The 18,562-nt window shown below is 41.9% G+C and carries 16 protein-coding genes, 1 tRNA gene and 1 rRNA gene; 13 read left to right on the top strand and 5 right to left on the bottom strand.

Going from position 1 to position 18,562, the window contains the following annotated elements; genetic code table 11:
- Positions 1-101, top strand: a 5S ribosomal RNA gene (rrf, locus tag GUA46_RS05800); the annotation flags it as partial.
- A gap of 49 nt (positions 102-150) precedes the next feature.
- Here the strand turns inward: rrf and GUA46_RS05795 are convergent.
- The 4 genes from GUA46_RS05795 to GUA46_RS05780 form a co-directional block, all read right to left on the bottom strand.
- On the bottom strand, positions 151-1,080 hold the full coding sequence (locus tag GUA46_RS05795; RefSeq protein WP_176619680.1) for a hypothetical protein: 930 nt from the start codon (positions 1,078-1,080) through the stop codon (positions 151-153).
- Positions 1,081-1,310: 230 nt separating this feature from the next.
- Positions 1,311-2,777, bottom strand: a complete 1,467-nt coding sequence (locus GUA46_RS05790) for a glutamate synthase subunit beta (RefSeq protein ID WP_176619679.1) — start codon at positions 2,775-2,777, stop codon at positions 1,311-1,313.
- Positions 2,778-2,785: 8 nt separating this feature from the next.
- Positions 2,786-7,291 (bottom strand): glutamate synthase large subunit, encoded by a 4,506-nt coding sequence (gltB, locus tag GUA46_RS05785; RefSeq protein ID WP_176619678.1) that lies wholly within the window; start codon positions 7,289-7,291, stop codon positions 2,786-2,788.
- Positions 7,292-7,598: 307 nt separating this feature from the next.
- Positions 7,599-8,741: an acyl-CoA dehydrogenase gene (locus GUA46_RS05780; protein ID WP_176619677.1), complete on the bottom strand. Its 1,143-nt coding sequence runs from the start codon at positions 8,739-8,741 to the stop codon at positions 7,599-7,601.
- Between the two features lie 236 nt (positions 8,742-8,977).
- Between GUA46_RS05780 and nhaD the strand changes: the two genes are divergently transcribed.
- The 6 genes from nhaD (at position 8,978) to GUA46_RS05750 (ending at position 13,744) form a co-directional block, all read left to right on the top strand.
- A complete protein-coding gene (gene nhaD, locus GUA46_RS05775) occupies positions 8,978-10,366 on the top strand; it encodes a sodium:proton antiporter NhaD (protein ID WP_176619676.1) in 1,389 nt (462 codons plus the stop codon).
- Between the two features lie 56 nt (positions 10,367-10,422).
- On the top strand, positions 10,423-11,115 hold the full coding sequence (locus GUA46_RS05770) for a MotA/TolQ/ExbB proton channel family protein (RefSeq protein WP_108245178.1): 693 nt from the start codon (positions 10,423-10,425) through the stop codon (positions 11,113-11,115).
- Between the two features lie 9 nt (positions 11,116-11,124).
- On the top strand, positions 11,125-11,511 hold the full coding sequence (locus GUA46_RS05765) for an ExbD/TolR family protein (protein WP_100816272.1): 387 nt from the start codon (positions 11,125-11,127) through the stop codon (positions 11,509-11,511).
- The gene (locus GUA46_RS05760; RefSeq protein ID WP_176619675.1) at positions 11,511-12,389 is read left to right on the top strand and encodes an energy transducer TonB; all 879 of its coding nucleotides are present in this window, start codon (positions 11,511-11,513) and stop codon (positions 12,387-12,389) included. Before GUA46_RS05765 ends, GUA46_RS05760 begins: the two co-directional genes overlap by 1 nt.
- Complete coding sequence (locus GUA46_RS05755; protein WP_176619674.1) at positions 12,389-13,600, top strand: bifunctional folylpolyglutamate synthase/dihydrofolate synthase; 1,212 nt, start codon at positions 12,389-12,391, stop codon at positions 13,598-13,600. Before GUA46_RS05760 ends, GUA46_RS05755 begins: the two co-directional genes overlap by 1 nt.
- 69 nt (positions 13,601-13,669) lie before the next feature.
- Positions 13,670-13,744 (top strand) — tRNA-Val (locus GUA46_RS05750).
- 236 nt (positions 13,745-13,980) lie between these two features.
- On the opposite strand, the gene GUA46_RS05745 is transcribed toward GUA46_RS05750, so the two are convergent.
- Positions 13,981-14,649: an NUDIX hydrolase gene (locus tag GUA46_RS05745; RefSeq protein WP_176619673.1), complete on the bottom strand. Its 669-nt coding sequence runs from the start codon at positions 14,647-14,649 to the stop codon at positions 13,981-13,983.
- A 131-nt stretch (positions 14,650-14,780) separates the two neighbouring features.
- On the opposite strand from GUA46_RS05745, the gene GUA46_RS16900 reads away from it, so the two are divergent.
- From GUA46_RS16900 to GUA46_RS05720, 6 genes are read left to right on the top strand one after another with little or no spacing between them, the layout of a single operon-like run.
- Positions 14,781-15,101 (top strand): SDR family NAD(P)-dependent oxidoreductase, encoded by a 321-nt coding sequence (locus tag GUA46_RS16900; RefSeq protein WP_262889414.1) that lies wholly within the window; start codon positions 14,781-14,783, stop codon positions 15,099-15,101.
- Positions 15,061-15,636: an SDR family oxidoreductase gene (locus GUA46_RS05740; RefSeq protein ID WP_262889413.1), complete on the top strand. Its 576-nt coding sequence runs from the start codon at positions 15,061-15,063 to the stop codon at positions 15,634-15,636. The genes GUA46_RS16900 and GUA46_RS05740 overlap by 41 nt, the downstream gene beginning before the upstream one ends.
- Before the next feature lie 32 nt (positions 15,637-15,668).
- Complete coding sequence (gene uxuA / locus GUA46_RS05735; RefSeq protein WP_176619672.1) at positions 15,669-16,856, top strand: mannonate dehydratase; 1,188 nt, start codon at positions 15,669-15,671, stop codon at positions 16,854-16,856.
- The gene (locus GUA46_RS05730) at positions 16,853-17,119 is read left to right on the top strand and encodes a beta/alpha barrel domain-containing protein (RefSeq protein WP_176619671.1); all 267 of its coding nucleotides are present in this window, start codon (positions 16,853-16,855) and stop codon (positions 17,117-17,119) included. The genes uxuA and GUA46_RS05730 overlap by 4 nt, the downstream gene beginning before the upstream one ends.
- On the top strand, positions 17,119-18,099 hold the full coding sequence (locus GUA46_RS05725) for a TRAP transporter substrate-binding protein (RefSeq protein ID WP_176619670.1): 981 nt from the start codon (positions 17,119-17,121) through the stop codon (positions 18,097-18,099). The genes GUA46_RS05730 and GUA46_RS05725 overlap by 1 nt, the downstream gene beginning before the upstream one ends.
- Positions 18,096-18,557, top strand: coding sequence for a TRAP transporter small permease (locus tag GUA46_RS05720; protein WP_229418446.1), 462 nt, complete (start codon positions 18,096-18,098; stop codon positions 18,555-18,557). The genes GUA46_RS05725 and GUA46_RS05720 overlap by 4 nt, the downstream gene beginning before the upstream one ends.
- The last annotated feature ends 5 nt before the right edge of the window (positions 18,558-18,562 follow it).

Here is an 18,562-nt window from a genome sequence, read left to right as displayed (position 1 = left end):
TGGCGACGGGGCCCACCCCTTTCCATTCCGAACAGGGAAGTTAAGCCCGTTTGCGCCGATGGTACTGCCACACCAGGTGGGAGAGTAGGTCGCCGCCTTCCTCAAGGCCCTTCACATTGTGAAGGGCCTTTTTTGTTTTTATAAGTTTTTCTAATAAATAGAAAACTTGAAAAGCAGTTGTTTTTTATCAGCTTTTGGAACCTCTGAAATGAGGACATAGTTTCCGGGGGTTAAATCAGCTTCAAAAAAGCCTTTACTTTCAGAAGGTAAATTGTTCATTCCTCCTAAAAATGTAAAGCCTGCAGGAGCGGGTGTGCGCAGTCCTCTGGGGTTCATCCAATTCATCCATAGGACCAAGGAATCTAAAGAAGCCGTAGCGTCGTATTGGACCAAGTTTATATCATGTCCGACAAAGTTTTCGTACACTTTTTGATCTATAAAATTTGTTTGGAATACTTGTCGCCCAGAGGAAAGGCTGTCCTTAAGTAAAATTCCGTCAGTACTGGATATGTCAATCTGCGCTGTTGCGGTCGGAGGTGTTAGTTCGCTGACCTCATTCTTCACTATAATTTCTTTTAACATGCCATGTGAAGTGTGCCAAGTGCCATTGAACATTTTTACATAACATTCCATCATGTAACGACCAGGTTCTAGGTAAACGGTACTCTTTACGGTGTACTTAGGAGATACAAGTCCCGTGCCGCCCAAAAATTTCACTTTTTGGTACCATTCAGGTATTTTACCAAAAGCCGTCATCGCACTATCCATTTGGTTTTCCATGATATATCTCATCCCATCATCAAAAAGGGGGAGCAGTTCGGATTTAGTATTTTCTATGGTTATTCCTTCTGGATACAAATCCATCATAATAAAGTGGACTTCCTGAGATTCATTGTTGTAAATGAAAGTGTTCCAGCCTGAATATAGTGTGTCAGAAACAAAGAATTCCATACTCTTTGTACTTACATTGACCTGACCGAGTTCTAGAGGTGACTTTTCTGAAGTTGTAATTTCTTTTTCTTTGGTTTTGCAAGAAAGCAAAGTCAAGAGGAATAAACAGATTGTAATTGGATTTCTCATAGTGATGTATTAAGAGGTTTGTATGCTCCTGAAATACATAGCACTTTATAGAGGATTGGTTATGGTAAGAGGACTTCTCTTAAGATACAAACAAATTTCCACTTACCGATTTTTGATATATAAACGGTCGGTTTATTTATATGGTTGATATAATGTGTATCTAAAAAACTCCCCTAAGCAAAGCAAGCCTAGAGGAGTTTAGCAAGTTTAGTTGAGATTTACGTGAGATTTTAAACTCTAGGAAGATCTCCCTCACCCTTTAAAGGTAAATCGGATTTTCCCATTAAATAGGTGTCCACGTAGTAAGCAGCTTGTCTACCTTCCGAAATTGCCCAAACAATAAGCGATTGGCCCCTTCTTTGGTCTCCTGCCACAAATACTCCGGGAACATTTGTTTTATAATCTGCTGCAGAAGCTTTGATGTTGGTTCTAGGGTCCATTTCTAGACTTAATTGATCAGCAACCGTGGTTTCCGAGCCCGTAAAGCCAAGAGCCAATAGAACCAAGTCACAGTCCCATTCTTTCTCTGTGCCCTCTACTTCTTTTAGCATGGGTCGTTGACCAGGTTGCTTGATCCATTCAACTTCTACAGTTACCAAGCTTGTTAGATTACCTTTGTCATCGGTATTGAATCTTTTAGTGGAGATGCTGAATACACGATCAGCACCTTCTTTGTGAGATGAGCTCGTACGCAATCGCATGGGCCAAAACGGCCATGGTTGTCCCTCGGGGCGATCGGTCGTGCCTTTCGGCATTATTTCAAAATTGGTTACGGAAACAGCCCCTTGTCTTATGGAAGTTCCAATACAATCGGACCCTGTATCCCCGCCACCTATTACAATTACCTTTTTGCCCTTGGCAGAAATATCTTCTCCCTTAAATGGGATGCCATCCACTTTTCTGTTGTTCTGTGGCAAAAAGTCCATGGCTTGAACCACACCTTTGGCATCAGCTCCCGGAATAGGAAGACTTCGTCTCACCGTGGCTCCACCACAGAGTACAATGGAATCATATTCTTTTTGGAGTTCTTCAGCAGTTACATCGACGCCTACATGTATGCCGGTTTTAAACTCGATGCCTTCTTTTTCCATGACCTCAAGTCTTCTATCGATAACACTTTTCTCCATTTTAAAATCAGGAATACCATATCGTAAAAGTCCTCCTAGTTTTTCATCTCTTTCAAACAGCGTAACGGTATGACCAGCACGATTTAGCTGTTGGGCAGCTGCAAGTCCTGCAGGTCCCGAACCTACTACGGCCACTTTTTTGTCCGTTCTGTTCATTGGCGGTTCTGGCTTTACCCAGCCATTCTTGAATGCTGTCTCCGCGATGTTTTTTTCTATGTTCTCAATGGAAACAGGAGGTTCGTTGATTCCCAATACACATGCTTCCTCGCAAGGTGCAGGGCATAATCTTCCCGTAAACTCTGGAAAATTATTGGTAGAGTGCAGTATCTGTGCAGCTTTTTCCCACTTTCCTTTATAGACGGCATCATTAAAATCTGGAATCAAGTTTCCTAGTGGGCAACCGCTATGGCAAAATGGAATTCCACAGTCCATGCATCGTGCACCTTGGTTCTTTAATTCGCTTTCTTTTAAAGGTTTTGTAAATTCCTTATAGTTTTCGATGCGTTCTTTGACAGGGGCATATCCTTCGTCCTTCCTATCAAATTCCAAAAATCCTGTAATCTTTCCCATGTCTCAAATTATAAGGTTTGCATTTTTTCTTCTTCCAATCTGATAAGTGCTTGGCGATATTCTTCGGGGAATACTTTAATAAACTTAGGAAGGCATTTTTCCCAATTTTCAAGAATATTCTGCGCCAAAGGACTTAATGTGGCGTTATAATGGTTTTCGATCAAATCTTTTAACTGTTGTATATCGTTATCCTCATCAACCGGTAGAAGATTTAAGTGGTCTCCATTACAGTTGCGTTTGAATGTGTCATTTTTGTCATACACATAGGCAATTCCACCGCTCATACCTGCTCCGAAATTCCGTCCTACGGAACCAAGAATCACAGCGACTCCACCGGTCATGTATTCACAACCATGGTCACCGATTCCCTCGACCACTGCCTTGGCCCCAGAGTTTCTTACGCAGAATCGCTCTCCTGCCTTACCGTTGATGTATGCCTCTCCAGATGTTGCTCCGTACAAGGTTACGTTTCCAGTAATCACATTATCTTCAGGTTTAATTGTGGATTTAAAAGGAACTTTCACTATCAGCTTGGCTCCAGAGAGTCCTTTTCCAAGGTAATCGTTAGTGTTTCCATTCACCACCATGGTGAGGCCTTTGGTGGCAAAAGCTCCAAAACTTTGCCCTGCGGAACCAGTAAAATTTAGCTTAAGTGTGTTTTCTGGTAATCCTTCCTCTCCATAAATTTTCGAAATCTCGTTACTGATGATGGCGCCAACAGCTCTATCTGTGTTCTTAATTGGGAAATCCAATGTGGTCTTCTCTTTTCTGAACAGAGCAGGGTGCGCTTTTCCTATGATTTCAAATTCAATGGACTTATCTATTTCGTGATATTGTTTTTCTGTATTATGGAGTTTAGTTCCTTCTGGGACATCTATACGATATAGGATTGGAGTCAAGTCGATACCTGCTGCTTTATAATGCTCGATTGCTTTCTTTCTGTCCAGTTTTTGTACTTGACCTACCATTTCATTCAAAGTTCTAAAGCCAAGCTTTGCCATAATTTCTCGCAACTCTTGTGCAACAAAGTACATGTAGTTGACCACATGTTCCGGTTTTCCCTGGAACTTTTTGCGCAACTCCGGGTTTTGTGTGGCGATACCCACTGGACAGGTATTCAAATGGCATACACGCATCATAATACATCCTGATGCCACCAAAGGTGCTGTGGCAAAACCGAATTCTTCTGCCCCCAGTAAACAGGCAATGGCTACATCTCGTCCTGTCTTCAACTGTCCGTCACACTCTAGAACCACTCTGTTTCGCAAGTCGTTCAATACCAAAGTCTGTTGGGCTTCGGCGATTCCTAGTTCCCAAGGTAGTCCGGCATGTTTTAACGAGGTTAATGGTGATGCTCCCGTACCACCGTCGAATCCAGAGATAAGGATAACATCGGCCTTCGCTTTGGCAACACCTGCAGCTACCGTACCTACACCAACTTCCGAAACCAGTTTTACATTTACACGTGCTTCCCTGTTCGCGGATTTAAGATCATAGATCAATTGTGATAAATCCTCGATAGAATAAATATCGTGGTGAGGGGGTGGTGAAATCAATCCTACGTATGGTGTGGAGTTTCTTGTTTTGGCAATGGCCGGGTTGACTTTTGGTCCAGGCAATTGACCGCCTTCACCAGGTTTGGCCCCTTGTGCCATTTTAATCTGTATCTCTTTGGCACTTGTCAAATAATTGGAGGTTACCCCAAACCTACCTGATGCCACCTGTTTTATGGCACTGTTTTTCCAGTCACCGGTTTGACTTTTATAAAAACGAGCCGAATCCTCTCCGCCTTCACCCGAATTGCTCTTTCCTCCGATTCGGTTCATGGCAACCGCTAGGTTTTCATGTGCTTCTTGACTTATACTTCCGTAGGACATTGCCCCAGTTTTGAACCTTTTTACAATTTCTGTCCAAGGTTCGACTTCTTCAATGGGAATAGGGTCGTAGTTCGAAAATTCGAAAAGTCCACGGATAGTCATCAAGTGTTTGGATTGCTCATTGACCAGTTTGGAATACTCTTTATAGGTTTCCGGCTCGTTGTTGCGTACCGATTTTTGAAGCATGGCGACACTTAATGGATTGAACATGTGCTTCTCGCCATTTCTTCTCCAGCGGTACTCACCTCCAACCTCGATATCGAGATTGGCTGATATGTTTTGTGATAGAAATGCTTTTTTGTGACGTTTGGTAACTTCTTTTTCTATTTCATAAAGTCCAATTCCTTGGATTCGAGTAGGGGTGTTTGGGAAATACCTGTCCACAACGGTTGTGTTGATTCCGATGCATTCGAACAATTGAGAGCCGCGATAAGAGTTCAACGTTGATATCCCAATCTTGTTCATGACCTTCAATATCCCTTTTCCGATAGCCTTGTTATAATTTTTAACGGCTTCCTCAAAAGTGTAATCTGTAATGTTGTTTTCCTCGATTTGCTCACCGATGATTTCATTCACCAAATAAGGGTTGATGGCACTTGCTCCAAAACCAAAAAGAAGGGCAAAATGATGAACCTCCCTTGGTTCAGCAGATTCGATAATGATACTCAGTTTGGAACGTTTCCCCAACTTTCTTAAACCACTGTTCACATAGGAACAGGCCAATAGGGCAGGGATAGGAGCCATCTCGGCACTTACCATCCTATCCGATAGAATGATGATGTTCGCATCTTCATCAATGGCATTTGATGCCTGCTGCAATATACCGTCCAAAGCTTCTTCAAGTCCATTATGACCTTTGTTGATCTCATAGAGCATAGAAATGGATACAACTTTATAATCAGGACTGGCATCATAATTTTTGATCTTGTCCAAATCTTCTTTGGAAATAACAGGGTTCTGGATTTTCAGTTTGCGGCAATGCAATTCTGAAAAATCAAAAATGTTGTGGTCACTGCCCAAGGTCAGACTAATATCGGTAATCAATTCTTCACGGATACCATCCAAAGGTGGGTTGGTTACCTGTGCGAACAACTGCTTAAAGTAATTGTATATTAATTGTGGGCGCTCGGACAACACGGCAATTGGAGTGTCGGAGCCCATGGAGCCAATGGGTTCCTTACCATTTTCTGCCATGGGCATTATAATGGTGTTGATGTCTTCTTGGGTGTACCCAAACGCAGTTCGTCTGGTTTGAAGTGGAAATTCGCCAAAGAAAACTGGACAATCGTTATAAGGAATATCCCTCAAGTGCACCAAATTCTTCTTTAACCACTCTTTATACGGATGCTTTTTGGCAATGGCTTCCTTGATTTCTTCGTCGTTGACGATTCGTCCTTCTTCCATGTTCACCAAGAACATTTTTCCGGGTTCCAGTCGTCCGTGGAATTCGATATCCTCAGGTTCCAGTTCAACGACTCCGGTTTCCGACGACATAATGACGTATCCTTTTTTGGTTACCGAGTATCTGGATGGGCGAAGTCCGTTTCTATCCAATACAGCACCGATATAGTTTCCATCTGTAAATGGAATGGAGGCCGGTCCGTCCCATGGTTCCATGAGACAGGAATTATATTCGTAAAAAGCCCTCTTTGCTTCGGACATGTCCGGGTTTTTTTCCCATGCTTCCGGAACCAACATCATCATTACTTCTGGCAAAGAACGACCTGTCATCAATAATAGTTCAACGACCATATCCATACTGGCGGAATCGGATTTTGCCGGCAAGACTATGGGAAGTATCTTTTTGATATCTTCTCCAAACCACTCACTTTCCATTAGCTCCTCGCGTGAGCGCATACGGGAGACGTTTCCTCTAAGTGTATTTATCTCTCCGTTATGGCACATATATCTAAATGGCTGTGCTAAATCCCAATTGGGGAAGGTATTTGTGGAAAACCTTTGGTGAACCAGTGCCAAGCGGGTAACCACTCGGGGGTCCAAAAGGTCTTCATAATATCTGCTGATATCCTTTGGGACCAAAAGCCCCTTAAAAATGATAATTTTAGTTGATAGACTGGGCAGGTAGAAGAATTCGCTTTCAGAAAGTTTGCTTTCTATTACAGTGTGTTCCGTGACTTTACGTGCAATGAAAAGTTTGAGGTTAAACCGAAATTCGTCCAAATCCTCTCCCTTGCCAACAAAAACCTGCATTACAAAGGGTTCTGTCTCGGCCGCTATTCTTCCCGGAACGGAACGGTTCACCGGAACGTGCCTCCAACCAAGTAATTCGAGTCCTTGTTTTTTTATGTTTTCCTCAAAAACCTGAATGCAAAAATTACGTTGGTTTTCCTTTTGTGGTAGAAATACGTTTCCAACCGCATATTCTCCTGCTTCCGGTAGTTCAAAGGAACAGGCGTCCTTAAAAAAGGCGTGGGGAATATCGATAAGTATACCTGCGCCATCTCCTGTTTTTCCGTCCGAGCTCACAGCTCCTCTGTGTTCCAATTTATCCAGAATTTCGAGGGCCTTATGTATTATGTCGTTTGACTTTATTCCCTTTAGGCTACATATAAAGCCTGCACCGCAGTTGTCGTGCTCAAATTCCGGTAAGTATAAACCTTGTTTCTTCAATCCCATCATTATCGTATTTCCTCAAAAATATCAAAATTGATGTATAAATAATAAGGTTTTAGTTGATTATCAGATAAATAATCAACGTATTGTTTCTGGGGTTAAAAAAAATTCAATTTAGGAATTAAGGGAATGTTAAATTATCATTATCTCAAATTGAGCTTAAAAAAAGGTTTCTTCCCTGCTATGAAAAGAGTGTTTTAAGGTTTGTGGTCATAATTTTATGTTAACACTTTGTGAAAAATAGGGGGTGAATAAAATTAGAAGTGATTCGTGAAAACGAACCCCCTCTTTTGGGAGGGGGTTAAATAATTTAATCTTTTAATATGCTTCTGGAGATAACTATTTTTTGGATTTCAGAGGTGCCTTCATATATCTGGGTAATCTTGGCGTCCCTCATCAAGCGTTCTACATGATAGTCTTTAACGTATCCATTGCCTCCATGTATTTGGACGGCTTCCACGGCTGTTTCCATGGCTACTTCGGAAGCATAAAGCTTTGCCATTGCTCCGGATAATGTGTAATCGTTGCCGGCATCTTTATCGCAAGCTGCTTGATAAACCAAATGGCGTGCAGCCTGTATTTTTGTATGCATGTCCGCCAGTTTAAAGGCTATCACTTGATGGTTTGCTATCTCGGTCCCAAAAGCTTTACGTTCTTTTGAGTATTTAAGGGCTAGTTCGTAGGCACCGGCTGCAATACCCAAAGCTTGTGCTGCAATTCCGATTCGTCCGCCTGCCAATGTCTTCATGGCAAACTTAAAACCGAAACCGTCATCGCCGATTCTGTTTTTTTTTGGTACTTTAACATCGTTGAACATTAAGGAATGGGTGTCGCTACCACGAATACCCAATTTATTTTCCTTGGGACCTATATCAAAGCCTTCCATGTTTTTCTCAACTATCAATGCATTGATGCCATGGTGGCCTTTTTCCCGGTCCGTTTGCGCAATGACCAAATACACTTCGGCTTGGTTCCCATTTGTAATCCAATTTTTGGTGCCATTTAATATATAGTGGTCACCTTTGTCTATGGCAGTTGTTTTTTGGGAAGTGGCATCGCTTCCCGCTTCTGGTTCGGACAAACAGAATGCACCGATAATTTCACCACTTGCCAATCGGGTAAGGTATTTCTGTTTTTGCTCTTCAGTTCCATAAGTTTCCAGTCCCCAACACACCAAAGAATTGTTTACGGATACCATTACGGAGGCCGAGGCATCAATCTTGGACAATTCTTCCATGGCCAATACATAGGAAAGCGTGCCGAGGCCACTGCCTCCATATTTTTCGTCGACCATCATGCCCATAAATCCAAGTTCTCCCATTTTTCTAACAAGTTCACTTGGAAATTTTTGCGCATCGTCGCGTTCGATAACTCCTGATAAAAGTTCATTTTGGGCAAAATCCTTTGCCGCTTGTTGTATCATTAACTGTTCTTCGGAAAGTGTGAAATCCATAAAACTGAGTAATATTTAAAAACTACCTACAAATATAGCTTTCTAGTATTGATATTTTATAAAACATATTGATTAAATGAGAATGATTGAATTCTTTTCTTATTTTTTGAAATCTATCTATTGACGTTTCCTTATTTTTATGCTGATAAGATTATGTGGAAATATTCATTTTGAATATCTTTAGCCACACAGATAACTGCTCAAAAATATTATTCCTTAATTAAACCAAACTTAACATGGAAACCCTTTTAGTTGTCATTTTTGTAATTGGATATTTGGCAATTACCCTCGAACATAATTTAAAAATAGATAAGCTTATCCCTGCCTTGGCCATGATGGCTATTTTGTGGGCTTTGATGGCTTTTGGAATCGATGGTTTTACTACTTGGTTCGATTCCGGAAACCACGCGCTGTTGGAAAACTTCGGGTCTTTTGGCCACGAGGAGAAAATGGAACTGATGGAGGAGACCCTTCTTCATCACTTGGGGAAGACCGCAGAGATTTTGGTATTCCTTCTTGGAGCCATGACCATTGTGGAGATCATTGATTACTTTGACGGATTCGCAACTATAAAGTCGTTTGTAAAGACAAGGAGCAAAAAGAAAATCCTTTGGATATTCTCTTTCTTGGCATTTATTCTTTCAGCCATTATAGATAACCTTACAGCAACTATTGTATTGATTTCTATCCTTCAGAAAATAGTGAAGGACAGAGAGGTAAGACTTTGGTATGCCGGTTTAATAATCATCGCTGCAAATGCAGGGGGTGCATGGTCGCCAATCGGAGACGTCACCACTACTATGCTATGGATCGGAGATAAAGTTTCCACGGCAATGCTTATAGAGCATTTGTTGGTACCTTCTTTAGTATGTATGTTGTTGCCGTCTTTCATAGCTTCTTTTTTACCCGCGTTTAAAGGTGAGATAGATGTAGATGAGGATGATAGCGGTTCCAAATCTAAATATGGACCCATTATGCTTTACTTGGGGCTTGGGGCGATTGTTTTTGTTCCTATTTTCAAGACAGTCACACATTTGCCACCATATGTAGGTATGATGTTGTCCTTGGCCGTTGTGGCGACTTTTGCTGAAATTTACAGTAACAAAAAGATTGCCATTTCTTCTGTCGATGTAGAGAGCGATGAGCATTCTCATCATAGCCCGGTACATAGTGCTTTAACTAAGATTGAATTGCCAAGTATTTTGTTCTTCTTGGGTATTTTAATGGCCGTTGCTGCACTGGAATCATTGGGGCTATTGTTCAACTTCGCCGAAGGACTAAAACAAGGAATGCCATTGATCGGTACGGAGATGGCCGGTACCCGTGTGTCCGATTTGGTTGTAGTACTCTTAGGTGTAGGTTCAGCCGTTATAGACAACGTGCCGTTGGTTGCTGCAAGTTTAGGAATGTTCTCCGAGCCATTGGATGACCAATTGTGGCACTTTATCGCTTATTCTGCAGGAACAGGAGGTAGTATGCTGATTATTGGTTCCGCAGCAGGAGTTGTTGCGATGGGAATGGAGAAAATAGACTTCTTCTGGTATCTTAAAAAGATATCTTGGTTAGCCTTTGTAGGCTTCATTGCCGGTGCAATTGTGTTCATGGTAATGCGATATTTGTTCTAAAAAATACTTTAGTTCAAAAATCTCCGTTATTATTGCAAATAAATTGGGGATTTTATATGAATATTTTACAAGAAGTAACGGAAGGCGCTGAGGCAACTGCCTCAATTTCCGAAGAAAAGACCTTATCCGTAATCGATCTTATTGTCAATGGAGGAACAGGAAGTGTCATCATAATTGTGGTGCTTTTTGTTCTTCTTTTTGTAGCTATGTATATTTATTTTGAACGCATTTTCGCTATAAAGGCAGCGTCCAAGATAGATAAGAACTTCATGAACCAGATTCGTGATCACATCAGCAATGGTAAATTGGAAGCTGCAAAATTATTGTGCGCGCAAACGGACTCTCCGGTAGCGCGACTTACCGAAAAGGGTGTTGCTCGAATAGGAAAACCTTTGGACGACATTAATACAGCCATCGAAAATGCAGGGACGTTAGAAGTTTACAAACTGGAAAAAAACGTTAGTGTTTTGGCTACCGTAGCAGGTGCTGCTCCAATGATTGGTTTCTTAGGAACTGTAATTGGTATGATTTTGGCATTCCATGAGATGGCAAGTAGCGGTGGACAGGCAGAAATGGGTTCTTTGGCATCCGGTATCTATACTGCGATGACCACAACTGTTGCAGGCCTGGTAGTAGGTATTATTGCCTATATTGGCTATAATCACTTGGTGAACAGGACAGATAAAGTGGTACATCAAATGGAAGCCAATGCAGTTGAGTTTTTGGACCTTTTGAACGAACCCGTATAACCCTTAGCTATGAAACTGAAGGGAAGAAACAAAATAAGCCCGGAGTTCAGCATGTCGTCAATGACGGATATCGTATTTCTGTTATTGGTCTTTTTTATGCTGACCTCCAATGCGCCAAATGCGCTGGATTTGCTTTTGCCCAAGGCCAAGGGCAAATCCACGAACACACAGAATGTTTCAGTTACCATTGATAAAAACCTGAAGTATTTTGTGAACAACGAGCAAATCAACAAAGAATACATTGAAATTGAATTAAAAAAGGCACTTGAAGGTCAAGAAAAGCCGACAATCATCCTCAGAGCAGAAGAAAACGTAGCCATTAAAGAAGCGGTCAACGTAATGGACATTGCAAACAGGAACAGTTACAAGGTTATCTTGGCGGTGCGGCCAAAATAATGTCCTTTTTAGATACGAGACACAAGAAAAAATCCTTTACGCTCACAACACTTTTGTTGAGCGCATTACTCTTATTGCTTTTTTATATTGGATTGACCTATCTGGACCCACCCATTGAAAATGGCATTGCTGTGAATTTTGGGACTATGGAATTTGGGAGCGGGGAAGTTCAACCAACGGAACCAGTGCGTTCCGAACCTAGAGAGGTCGTAAGTCAACCTGAACCACAAGAAGTAGCTGAGCCAGCTGAGCCTGAGCAAACGGTGGTTGAGGAAGCTCCGGTCGAAGAGGTTTTAACCAGCAATGATGAGGAAACCATTAAGCTAAGACAACAACAAGAAGCCAAGCGTAAGGCACAAGAAGAAGCAGAAAAAGCTAAAGCTGAAGCTGAGCGAATTGCTCGTGAAAAACGTGAGGCCGAAGAGCGTAAACGACAAGAGCAGGAAGCGAAGAAAAAGAGTGTGGATGCACTTATCGGTGGTATAGGTAAATCAGATGGCACCACTACCGGTAGTGAAGGCGACGATGATCGTGCAGGCGACAAGGGACAACCAGATGGAGATCCTTATGCCTCATCTTACTACGGTTCCCCTGGAAGTGGAACAGGTGGTTATGGATTAAGTGGAAGGTCTTTGGCCAACAAAGGAAAGGTTCAGCAAGATTGTAATGAAGAAGGTAGGGTTGTTGTTAGAATCACCGTTGATAGGTCTGGAAAAGTTGTTAAGGCGGAACCTGGCGTAAAAGGTACTACAAACAACGCTCCATGTCTATTGGAGCCTGCCCGTAAAACTGCTATGCTTCATAAATGGAATTCAGATTCGAATGCTCCGGCACAACAGATAGGTTTTGTGGTTGTTAATTTTAAACTAGGGCAGTAGTGACCTACCAAGAAACGTTGGACTGGATGTTCGGACAGCTTCCGATGTACCAGCAAAAGGGCGTAGCTGCCATGAACGCAAAACTGGACAACATCATCAGCTTTTGCAATGTGCTTGGCAATCCTGAAAAAAAATTCAAAAGTATACATGTTGCAGGAACCAATGGTAAAGGGTCCAGTAGCCATATGCTGGCATCAATTCTTCAAGAGGCCGGTTACAAGGTAGGTCTTTATACGTCGCCACACCTCAAGGATTTTAGGGAGCGCATCAAAATAAACGGAAAGGTTGTAGGTGAAGATTTTGTGGTTGATTTTATTGAAGAGTACAAGCCTTTTTTGGAATATCAAAAGCTTTCTTTCTTTGAAATGACCGTAGGGATGGCCTTCCATTATTTTGCAGAGGAACAGGTAGACATTGCCGTTATCGAAGTTGGTTTGGGGGGACGGCTTGATTCTACCAACATAATAACCCCTGAAGTGTCCTTGATTACGAATATCGGGATGGATCATACGCAGTTTTTGGGTGATACTTTGGAAAAAATAGCGTTGGAAAAGGCTGGAATCATAAAACCAATGGTGCCTGTTGTTATTAGTGAGACGCAAGCAGAGACGAAGATGATCTTTAACCTGATTGCACATCAGCTAAAATCAGAAATTGTTTTCGCAGATGAACAACCGGCAACGAGATATACAACTGATTTGCTTGGGGAGTATCAAAAGAAGAATATCAATGGGGTGGTAGCGGCCATTTCACAATTAAAAGGTTTTGATGTTCCTGAGGAATCTATATCTAAAGGGTTGGCGAATGTTATTAAAAATACTGGACTTTTAGGTAGGTGGCAGATATTGCAACAAAACCCGTTGGTAGTTTGTGATACGGCCCATAATAAGGAAGGACTACAATTAGTTTTGAATCAAGTGCAAAAACAAACCTATTATCAATTACATATTGTTTTAGGTTTTGTTAGCGATAAGGATGTAAAATCTGTCCTTCAACTTTTTCCAAAGGAGGCACATTATTATTTTGTAAGACCGAGCATTCCTCGCGGGTTGGATGTCGGGACTCTTGAGGAAATAGCTAAGGAACAAGGTCTTATGGGAGAGAAATATATGTCGGTACAACAAGGTTTTCAAAAAGCGTTGGATAACGCCGATGACGAGGATATGATTTATGTTGGAGGAAGTACTTTTGTTGTTGCTGAAGTTGTGTAATTTTTTTCATTTTTTTGTTTTATAAATCAAAAACAGTCTTATATTTGCACTCCCATTACGGAAAATAATGGGCGCTTAGCTCAGTTGGTTCAGAGCACCTCGTTTACACCGAGGGGGTCGGGGGTTCGAATCCCTCAGCGCCCACTTTAAGAATTCAAAACTAAACCTTGTAAATCTATCTGATTTACAAGGTTTTTTCGTTTTTGGGAAAGCTGTTGACATAGTTTGATGGCTTGCGTATCCAAGCCATGGAAGCCATTGGGTTCAACCATTTTCAATATGATAAATGAGGGTTGCGATTGAATGGAATCAATCTTTCATTTTGTATATCAGATTACAGGATTTGGGAATTGTATTTGCGATTAAAATTCAAATCGATATTACTTTAACCTGTATAGATATGGACCTCCTTTTACTCCCTGTTTTTTCTTTCCGGTGTTCTCCAAAACATCCATTTGGAATATGCGTTTTCTGAAATTTCTTCTATCCAGCTCAACATCCAAGATATCCTCATACAGGTTCTGCAGTTCTTGTAGGGTAAACTCTTTGGGAAGAAGTTCGCCAACAATAAGTTTGTGCCGTAAGTTGTTCTGTACAAATGAGTAGGCTTCGTGAATCAGCTTTTCATGGTCAAAACCAAGATTTTCGGGAATAGCGTCCACATCGAACCAATCAATGCTCGTAATGTTGTCCTTTAACGTCAGCGGATGGTTCTCTGGTTTCACCAATGCATAAAAACAGATAGTAATGACTCTTTTCAAAGGATGCCTGTCCAATGCAGTATAGGTCTTTACCTGTTCAAAGTGTATGTCCCTAAATCCAGTAAGGGAAAAAAGGACCTTTGCGGCACAGTCCTCAATGGTTTCATGTTCCTCCATTACCCCTCCAGGGACATGCCATTGGTTTTTAAAATGTCCCAAAGATCTTTTTATAAGAAGGACTTTTAGTTTCCCGTCTACATATCCAAAAACCGTTATGTCCGCAGTGATGGAACATTCAAATGAATCTGGTTTTACTTGGATACCTTGAAGTTTTTCCTGAGTTATCATTTTTTTGTGTGAATTTTTGCTTTTTTCTTCACGAGAGCAAGTAAAATTTATATATTTAAAACCATGTAAAAAGTACACAGAATATTTTTTACCTAGTCCAATACTTTGTTCAAAAGAAAAAAATAATAGCAATGGATAATCCCAAATATAAAGAATTGAAGGGCAAAGTTGTGGGAATAACCGGTGGTGGCGGTATTTTGTGCAGCACCTTGGCCCATGCTTTTGCCAATCAAGGAGCAAAGGTCTGTGTCATGGATTTGAATAGGGAAGCGGCTCAGACCGTTTCAGAAAAAATAAATAATGCAGGGGGGAGTGCAATGTGTATCAAAGTTGATGTGCTTGACAGGGAAAGTCTTGAAGAGGCCAAAAAAGCCATTGCTGAAAGGTTTGGCCCCTGTGATATCCTCATCAATGGAGCAGGGGGGGAACCATCCATTGGGAACGACCAGTAACCCTTATTTGACCAAGGAGGACTTACTTGAAACAGCAAAGGATTTCAAGACATTCTTCGACTTGGATACGGAAGGAATTCAATTTGTGTTCAACTTGAATTTCATTGGAACCCTGTTGCCTACACAGGTTTTCTCAAAAGACATGGTAAGTCGCGTAGGATGCAATGTTTTGAACATTTCCTCGATGAATGCCTTTACACCGCTTACTAAAATACCCGCATACAGCGGGGCAAAAGCTGCTATTTCGAATTTTACCCAATGGCTAGCCGTCCATTTTTCCAAAGTGGATATTCGTGTGAATGCCTTGGCTCCTGGTTTTTTTCTGACCGACCAAAACAGAAGCTTGTTGACCAATCCCGAAGGAGGACTTACTCCTAGGGGAACCACAATAATCGATCAAACCCCTATGGGCCGTTTCGGTGAACCGGAGGATTTGGTGGGAACAACCTTGTGGTTATGCAGCGAACAATCAAAATTCGTTACGGGTATAGTAGTTCCCATCGATGGGGGTTTCAGTGCTTTTAGCGGCGTTTAATTAAATTAGGGAACGATGAAAATTCAATATCAATGGGTTTAGAACAAACATGGCGATGGTACGGACCAAATGACCCCGTTTCCCTTACCGACATTAGGCAGGCCGGGGCAACCGGTATTGTAACGGCATTGCACCACATTCCAAACGGTGATGCTTGGTCCATATCGGACATAAACAAAAGAAAAAAGGACGTGGAGGCCTATGGTCTTACTTGGTCGGTGGTGGAGAGCATACCCGTTCACGAGGACATTAAAAAACGAACAGGGAAGTATAAGGAATATATTGCCAATTACAAACAGAGCATTGAAAACCTAGGTTTGTGTGGAATTGACACAGTATGTTACAATTTTATGCCCATTTTGGACTGGACCCGAACGGATCTTTCCTATAAAATGTCAGATGGTTCCTTAGCACTCCGTTTTGATGCCATTGAATTTGCGGCTTTCGAACTCTTTATATTGAATCGTGAAGAAGCCTTTGACTACTACGCCAAGGAAACCATAGAAATGGCTAAAACAGTATTCGAAAGCATGGACGATGAAGCCAAGAAGCGTTTGGTCCAAAACATTATTGCCGGTCTGCCGGGAGCAGAGGAAGGATACACCGTGAAACAGTTCCAAAAGGCTTTGGATATGTATCAGGACATAGGCGAGGAGGAACTTAGAAGTAATCTGTACGATTTTATCAAGGAAATCGGCCCAATGGCAGAAAAGTCGGGTGTCTTTTTGGCAATCCATCCTGATGATCCTCCATACCCTATTTTGGGCCTTCCAAGAGTGGTGAGTACGGAAATGGATGCAAATAAACTCCTTGCAGCCTACGATAGCCCCTATAACGGCCTGTGTTTTTGTACGGGCTCCTACGGGGTTAGGGAAGACAATGATTTGGTGGGTATGGCTCATCGCTTATCGGAAAGAATCAATTTTATACACCTTAGAAGTACAAAAAGAGATTCGCTCGGCAATTTTTATGAAGCGGACCATTTGGATGGTGATGTGGATATGTATGGAGTCATGTACGAATTGCTAAAAGAACAACTTGGGCGTAGCAAAAAAAATGCAAAGAACCGTCGCATGCCGATGCGGCCTGACCATGGACATCAAATGTTGGATGACATCCTTAAGAAAACCAACCCGGGGTATTCGGCAATAGGACGTCTTCGAGGTCTTGCTGAATTAAGGGGGCTCATGTACGGTATAGAAAAATCCCTGCTTCAATGACATTTATAGAAAATTTTTTGCTGGAGACCCCACAATCGGAAGAATTGTACCGTGGCTATGTCAAGGAAATGCCCATTATGGATTACTGTAACCGTTATAAGTGGAGTGCAGTGCAGGCTTGGTTCGATGCAGGAGCAACCTATGTAAACGTCGGCTCCAAATTGATTTGCAAAGGGGTTTTGGGACAAAATGATTTTGAAGGGCTGCAGAAAAAAGTGGTGGGCACCTTAAAATTGACAGAAAAAATCGGAGAAAAAGAATAATGAAACAGTTCGTAGCCATTCTTTTGTTGTGTACGTTGTTCTTCGTCCTTGGTTGCGAAGAGGTCGGTGGTGTCAGAACTATAAGATTGGCTCATGGTTTGGATATCAACCATTCGGTGCATAGGGCCATGGTGAAAATGGGAGAAGACCTTGATAGTGTTTCCAAAGGAAAGCTTCGAATCGAGATCTACCCTAATCAACAATTGGGCACTGAACGTGAAATTCTGGAGTTGATTCAATTGGGAAGTCTTGATATGACCAAAGTGTCGGTCGCCACTCTGGAGAATTTTGCCCCGAAGACCAGAATATTGGGGCTGCCCTATCTTTTTGAGAGCCGGGAACACGCATTTGAGGTGTTGGATGGTCCGATTGGACAATCATTGTTGGACAATGCCAAACAATTTCGATTAAAAGGTTTGGGCTATTACGATGCCGGATTTCGAAGCTTTTATACCGAGCATGCACCTGTAACCGCTCCGGACGATTTAAAGGGGCTCAAGATTCGGGTCATGGAGAGTATTACCGCAATGGACATGGTCAAAAGTCTGGGAGGTTCCCCAACACCCATTTCATGGGGGGAGCTCTACACGTCACTGCAACAGGGCGTAGTGGATGGAGCGGAGAACAATCTCCCCAGTTTTTACCTTTCCAAACATTATGAGGTTTGTCCATATTATTCGCTGGACGAACATACATTTTCTCCAGATGTATTAATTGTTGGCACCCAATTTTGGGATATGCTCTCTGATCAGGAAAGGGCTTGGATAAGTGAGGCTGTGAAAAAATCACTGGAGCATCAACGGAAATTGTGGGCGGAATCGGAATCGGAAGCTTTGAAAAAAATTCAGGAAAAAGGTGTGCAGATTTCGTATCCGAATAAGGAACCGTTTATCGAAATGACAAGGGAAATGTACCGGGCCTATGAAGATGATGAAGAATTGAACAACATGATACAACAAATAAAAACATTGGCGAATTGATTGGGTTCAAGAAAAGACTTGAAAATATTTTGGCACGTTTGCTTGTTGTGCTGATGAGCCTTATGGTGCTGAACGTGCTTTGGCAAGTGTTCAGCAGATATGTTCTGGACGAACCAAGTCCATTTACTGATGAACTAGCCCGCTTCCTTATGATATGGTTAGGATTGTTGGGTGCCGCCTATGTTTCAGGCAAAAACGGTCATGTGGCCATAGATGTATTGGCTAAACGGGCCAATGCCAAAAATCAAAAAGTATTAAAAAGAACAGTGTCCGGTTTTATCATTCTTTTCTGTCTAGCGGCAATGGTGACAGGTGGTGGATGGTTGGTGTACACTACGTATGAACTCAAACAGCACTCCCCGGCATTGGGGTTGCCCTTGGCGTATGTATATGTCGTGATTCCCTTGAGCGGATTGATAGTTACCTATAACAAAGTCGTGGATATAATAACGGATTGAACCTT

Origin of the sequence: Flagellimonas chongwuensis (assembly GCF_013376415.1) — a bacterium.
In the GTDB taxonomy this organism is placed as follows: domain Bacteria; phylum Bacteroidota; class Bacteroidia; order Flavobacteriales; family Flavobacteriaceae; genus Flagellimonas; species Flagellimonas chongwuensis.
Note: the sequence above shows the minus strand (reverse complement) of the source record. Positions and strands in the feature narration are given on the sequence as shown.

What these genes read in the sequence shown, in the direction of transcription:
- gltB (WP_176619678.1), bottom strand. Translation starts at nt 7,291, where the DNA reads ATGGGATTGAAGAAACAAGGTTTATACTTACCGGAATTTGAGCACGAC.
- GUA46_RS05795 (WP_176619680.1), bottom strand. Translation starts at nt 1,080, where the DNA reads ATGAGAAATCCAATTACAATCTGTTTATTCCTCTTGACTTTGCTTTCT.
- GUA46_RS05760 (WP_176619675.1), top strand. Translation starts at nt 11,511, where the DNA reads ATGTCCTTTTTAGATACGAGACACAAGAAAAAATCCTTTACGCTCACA.
- GUA46_RS05765 (WP_100816272.1), top strand. Translation starts at nt 11,125, where the DNA reads ATGAAACTGAAGGGAAGAAACAAAATAAGCCCGGAGTTCAGCATGTCG.
- uxuA (WP_176619672.1), top strand. Translation starts at nt 15,669, where the DNA reads ATGGGTTTAGAACAAACATGGCGATGGTACGGACCAAATGACCCCGTT.
- GUA46_RS05790 (WP_176619679.1), bottom strand. Translation starts at nt 2,777, where the DNA reads ATGGGAAAGATTACAGGATTTTTGGAATTTGATAGGAAGGACGAAGGA.
- GUA46_RS05745 (WP_176619673.1), bottom strand. Translation starts at nt 14,649, where the DNA reads ATGATAACTCAGGAAAAACTTCAAGGTATCCAAGTAAAACCAGATTCA.
- GUA46_RS05780 (WP_176619677.1), bottom strand. Translation starts at nt 8,741, where the DNA reads ATGGATTTCACACTTTCCGAAGAACAGTTAATGATACAACAAGCGGCA.
- nhaD (WP_176619676.1), top strand. Translation starts at nt 8,978, where the DNA reads ATGGAAACCCTTTTAGTTGTCATTTTTGTAATTGGATATTTGGCAATT.
- GUA46_RS16900 (WP_262889414.1), top strand. Translation starts at nt 14,781, where the DNA reads ATGGATAATCCCAAATATAAAGAATTGAAGGGCAAAGTTGTGGGAATA.
- GUA46_RS05740 (WP_262889413.1), top strand. Translation starts at nt 15,061, where the DNA reads ATGGAGCAGGGGGGGAACCATCCATTGGGAACGACCAGTAACCCTTAT.
- GUA46_RS05725 (WP_176619670.1), top strand. Translation starts at nt 17,119, where the DNA reads ATGAAACAGTTCGTAGCCATTCTTTTGTTGTGTACGTTGTTCTTCGTC.
- GUA46_RS05730 (WP_176619671.1), top strand. Translation starts at nt 16,853, where the DNA reads ATGACATTTATAGAAAATTTTTTGCTGGAGACCCCACAATCGGAAGAA.
- GUA46_RS05770 (WP_108245178.1), top strand. Translation starts at nt 10,423, where the DNA reads ATGAATATTTTACAAGAAGTAACGGAAGGCGCTGAGGCAACTGCCTCA.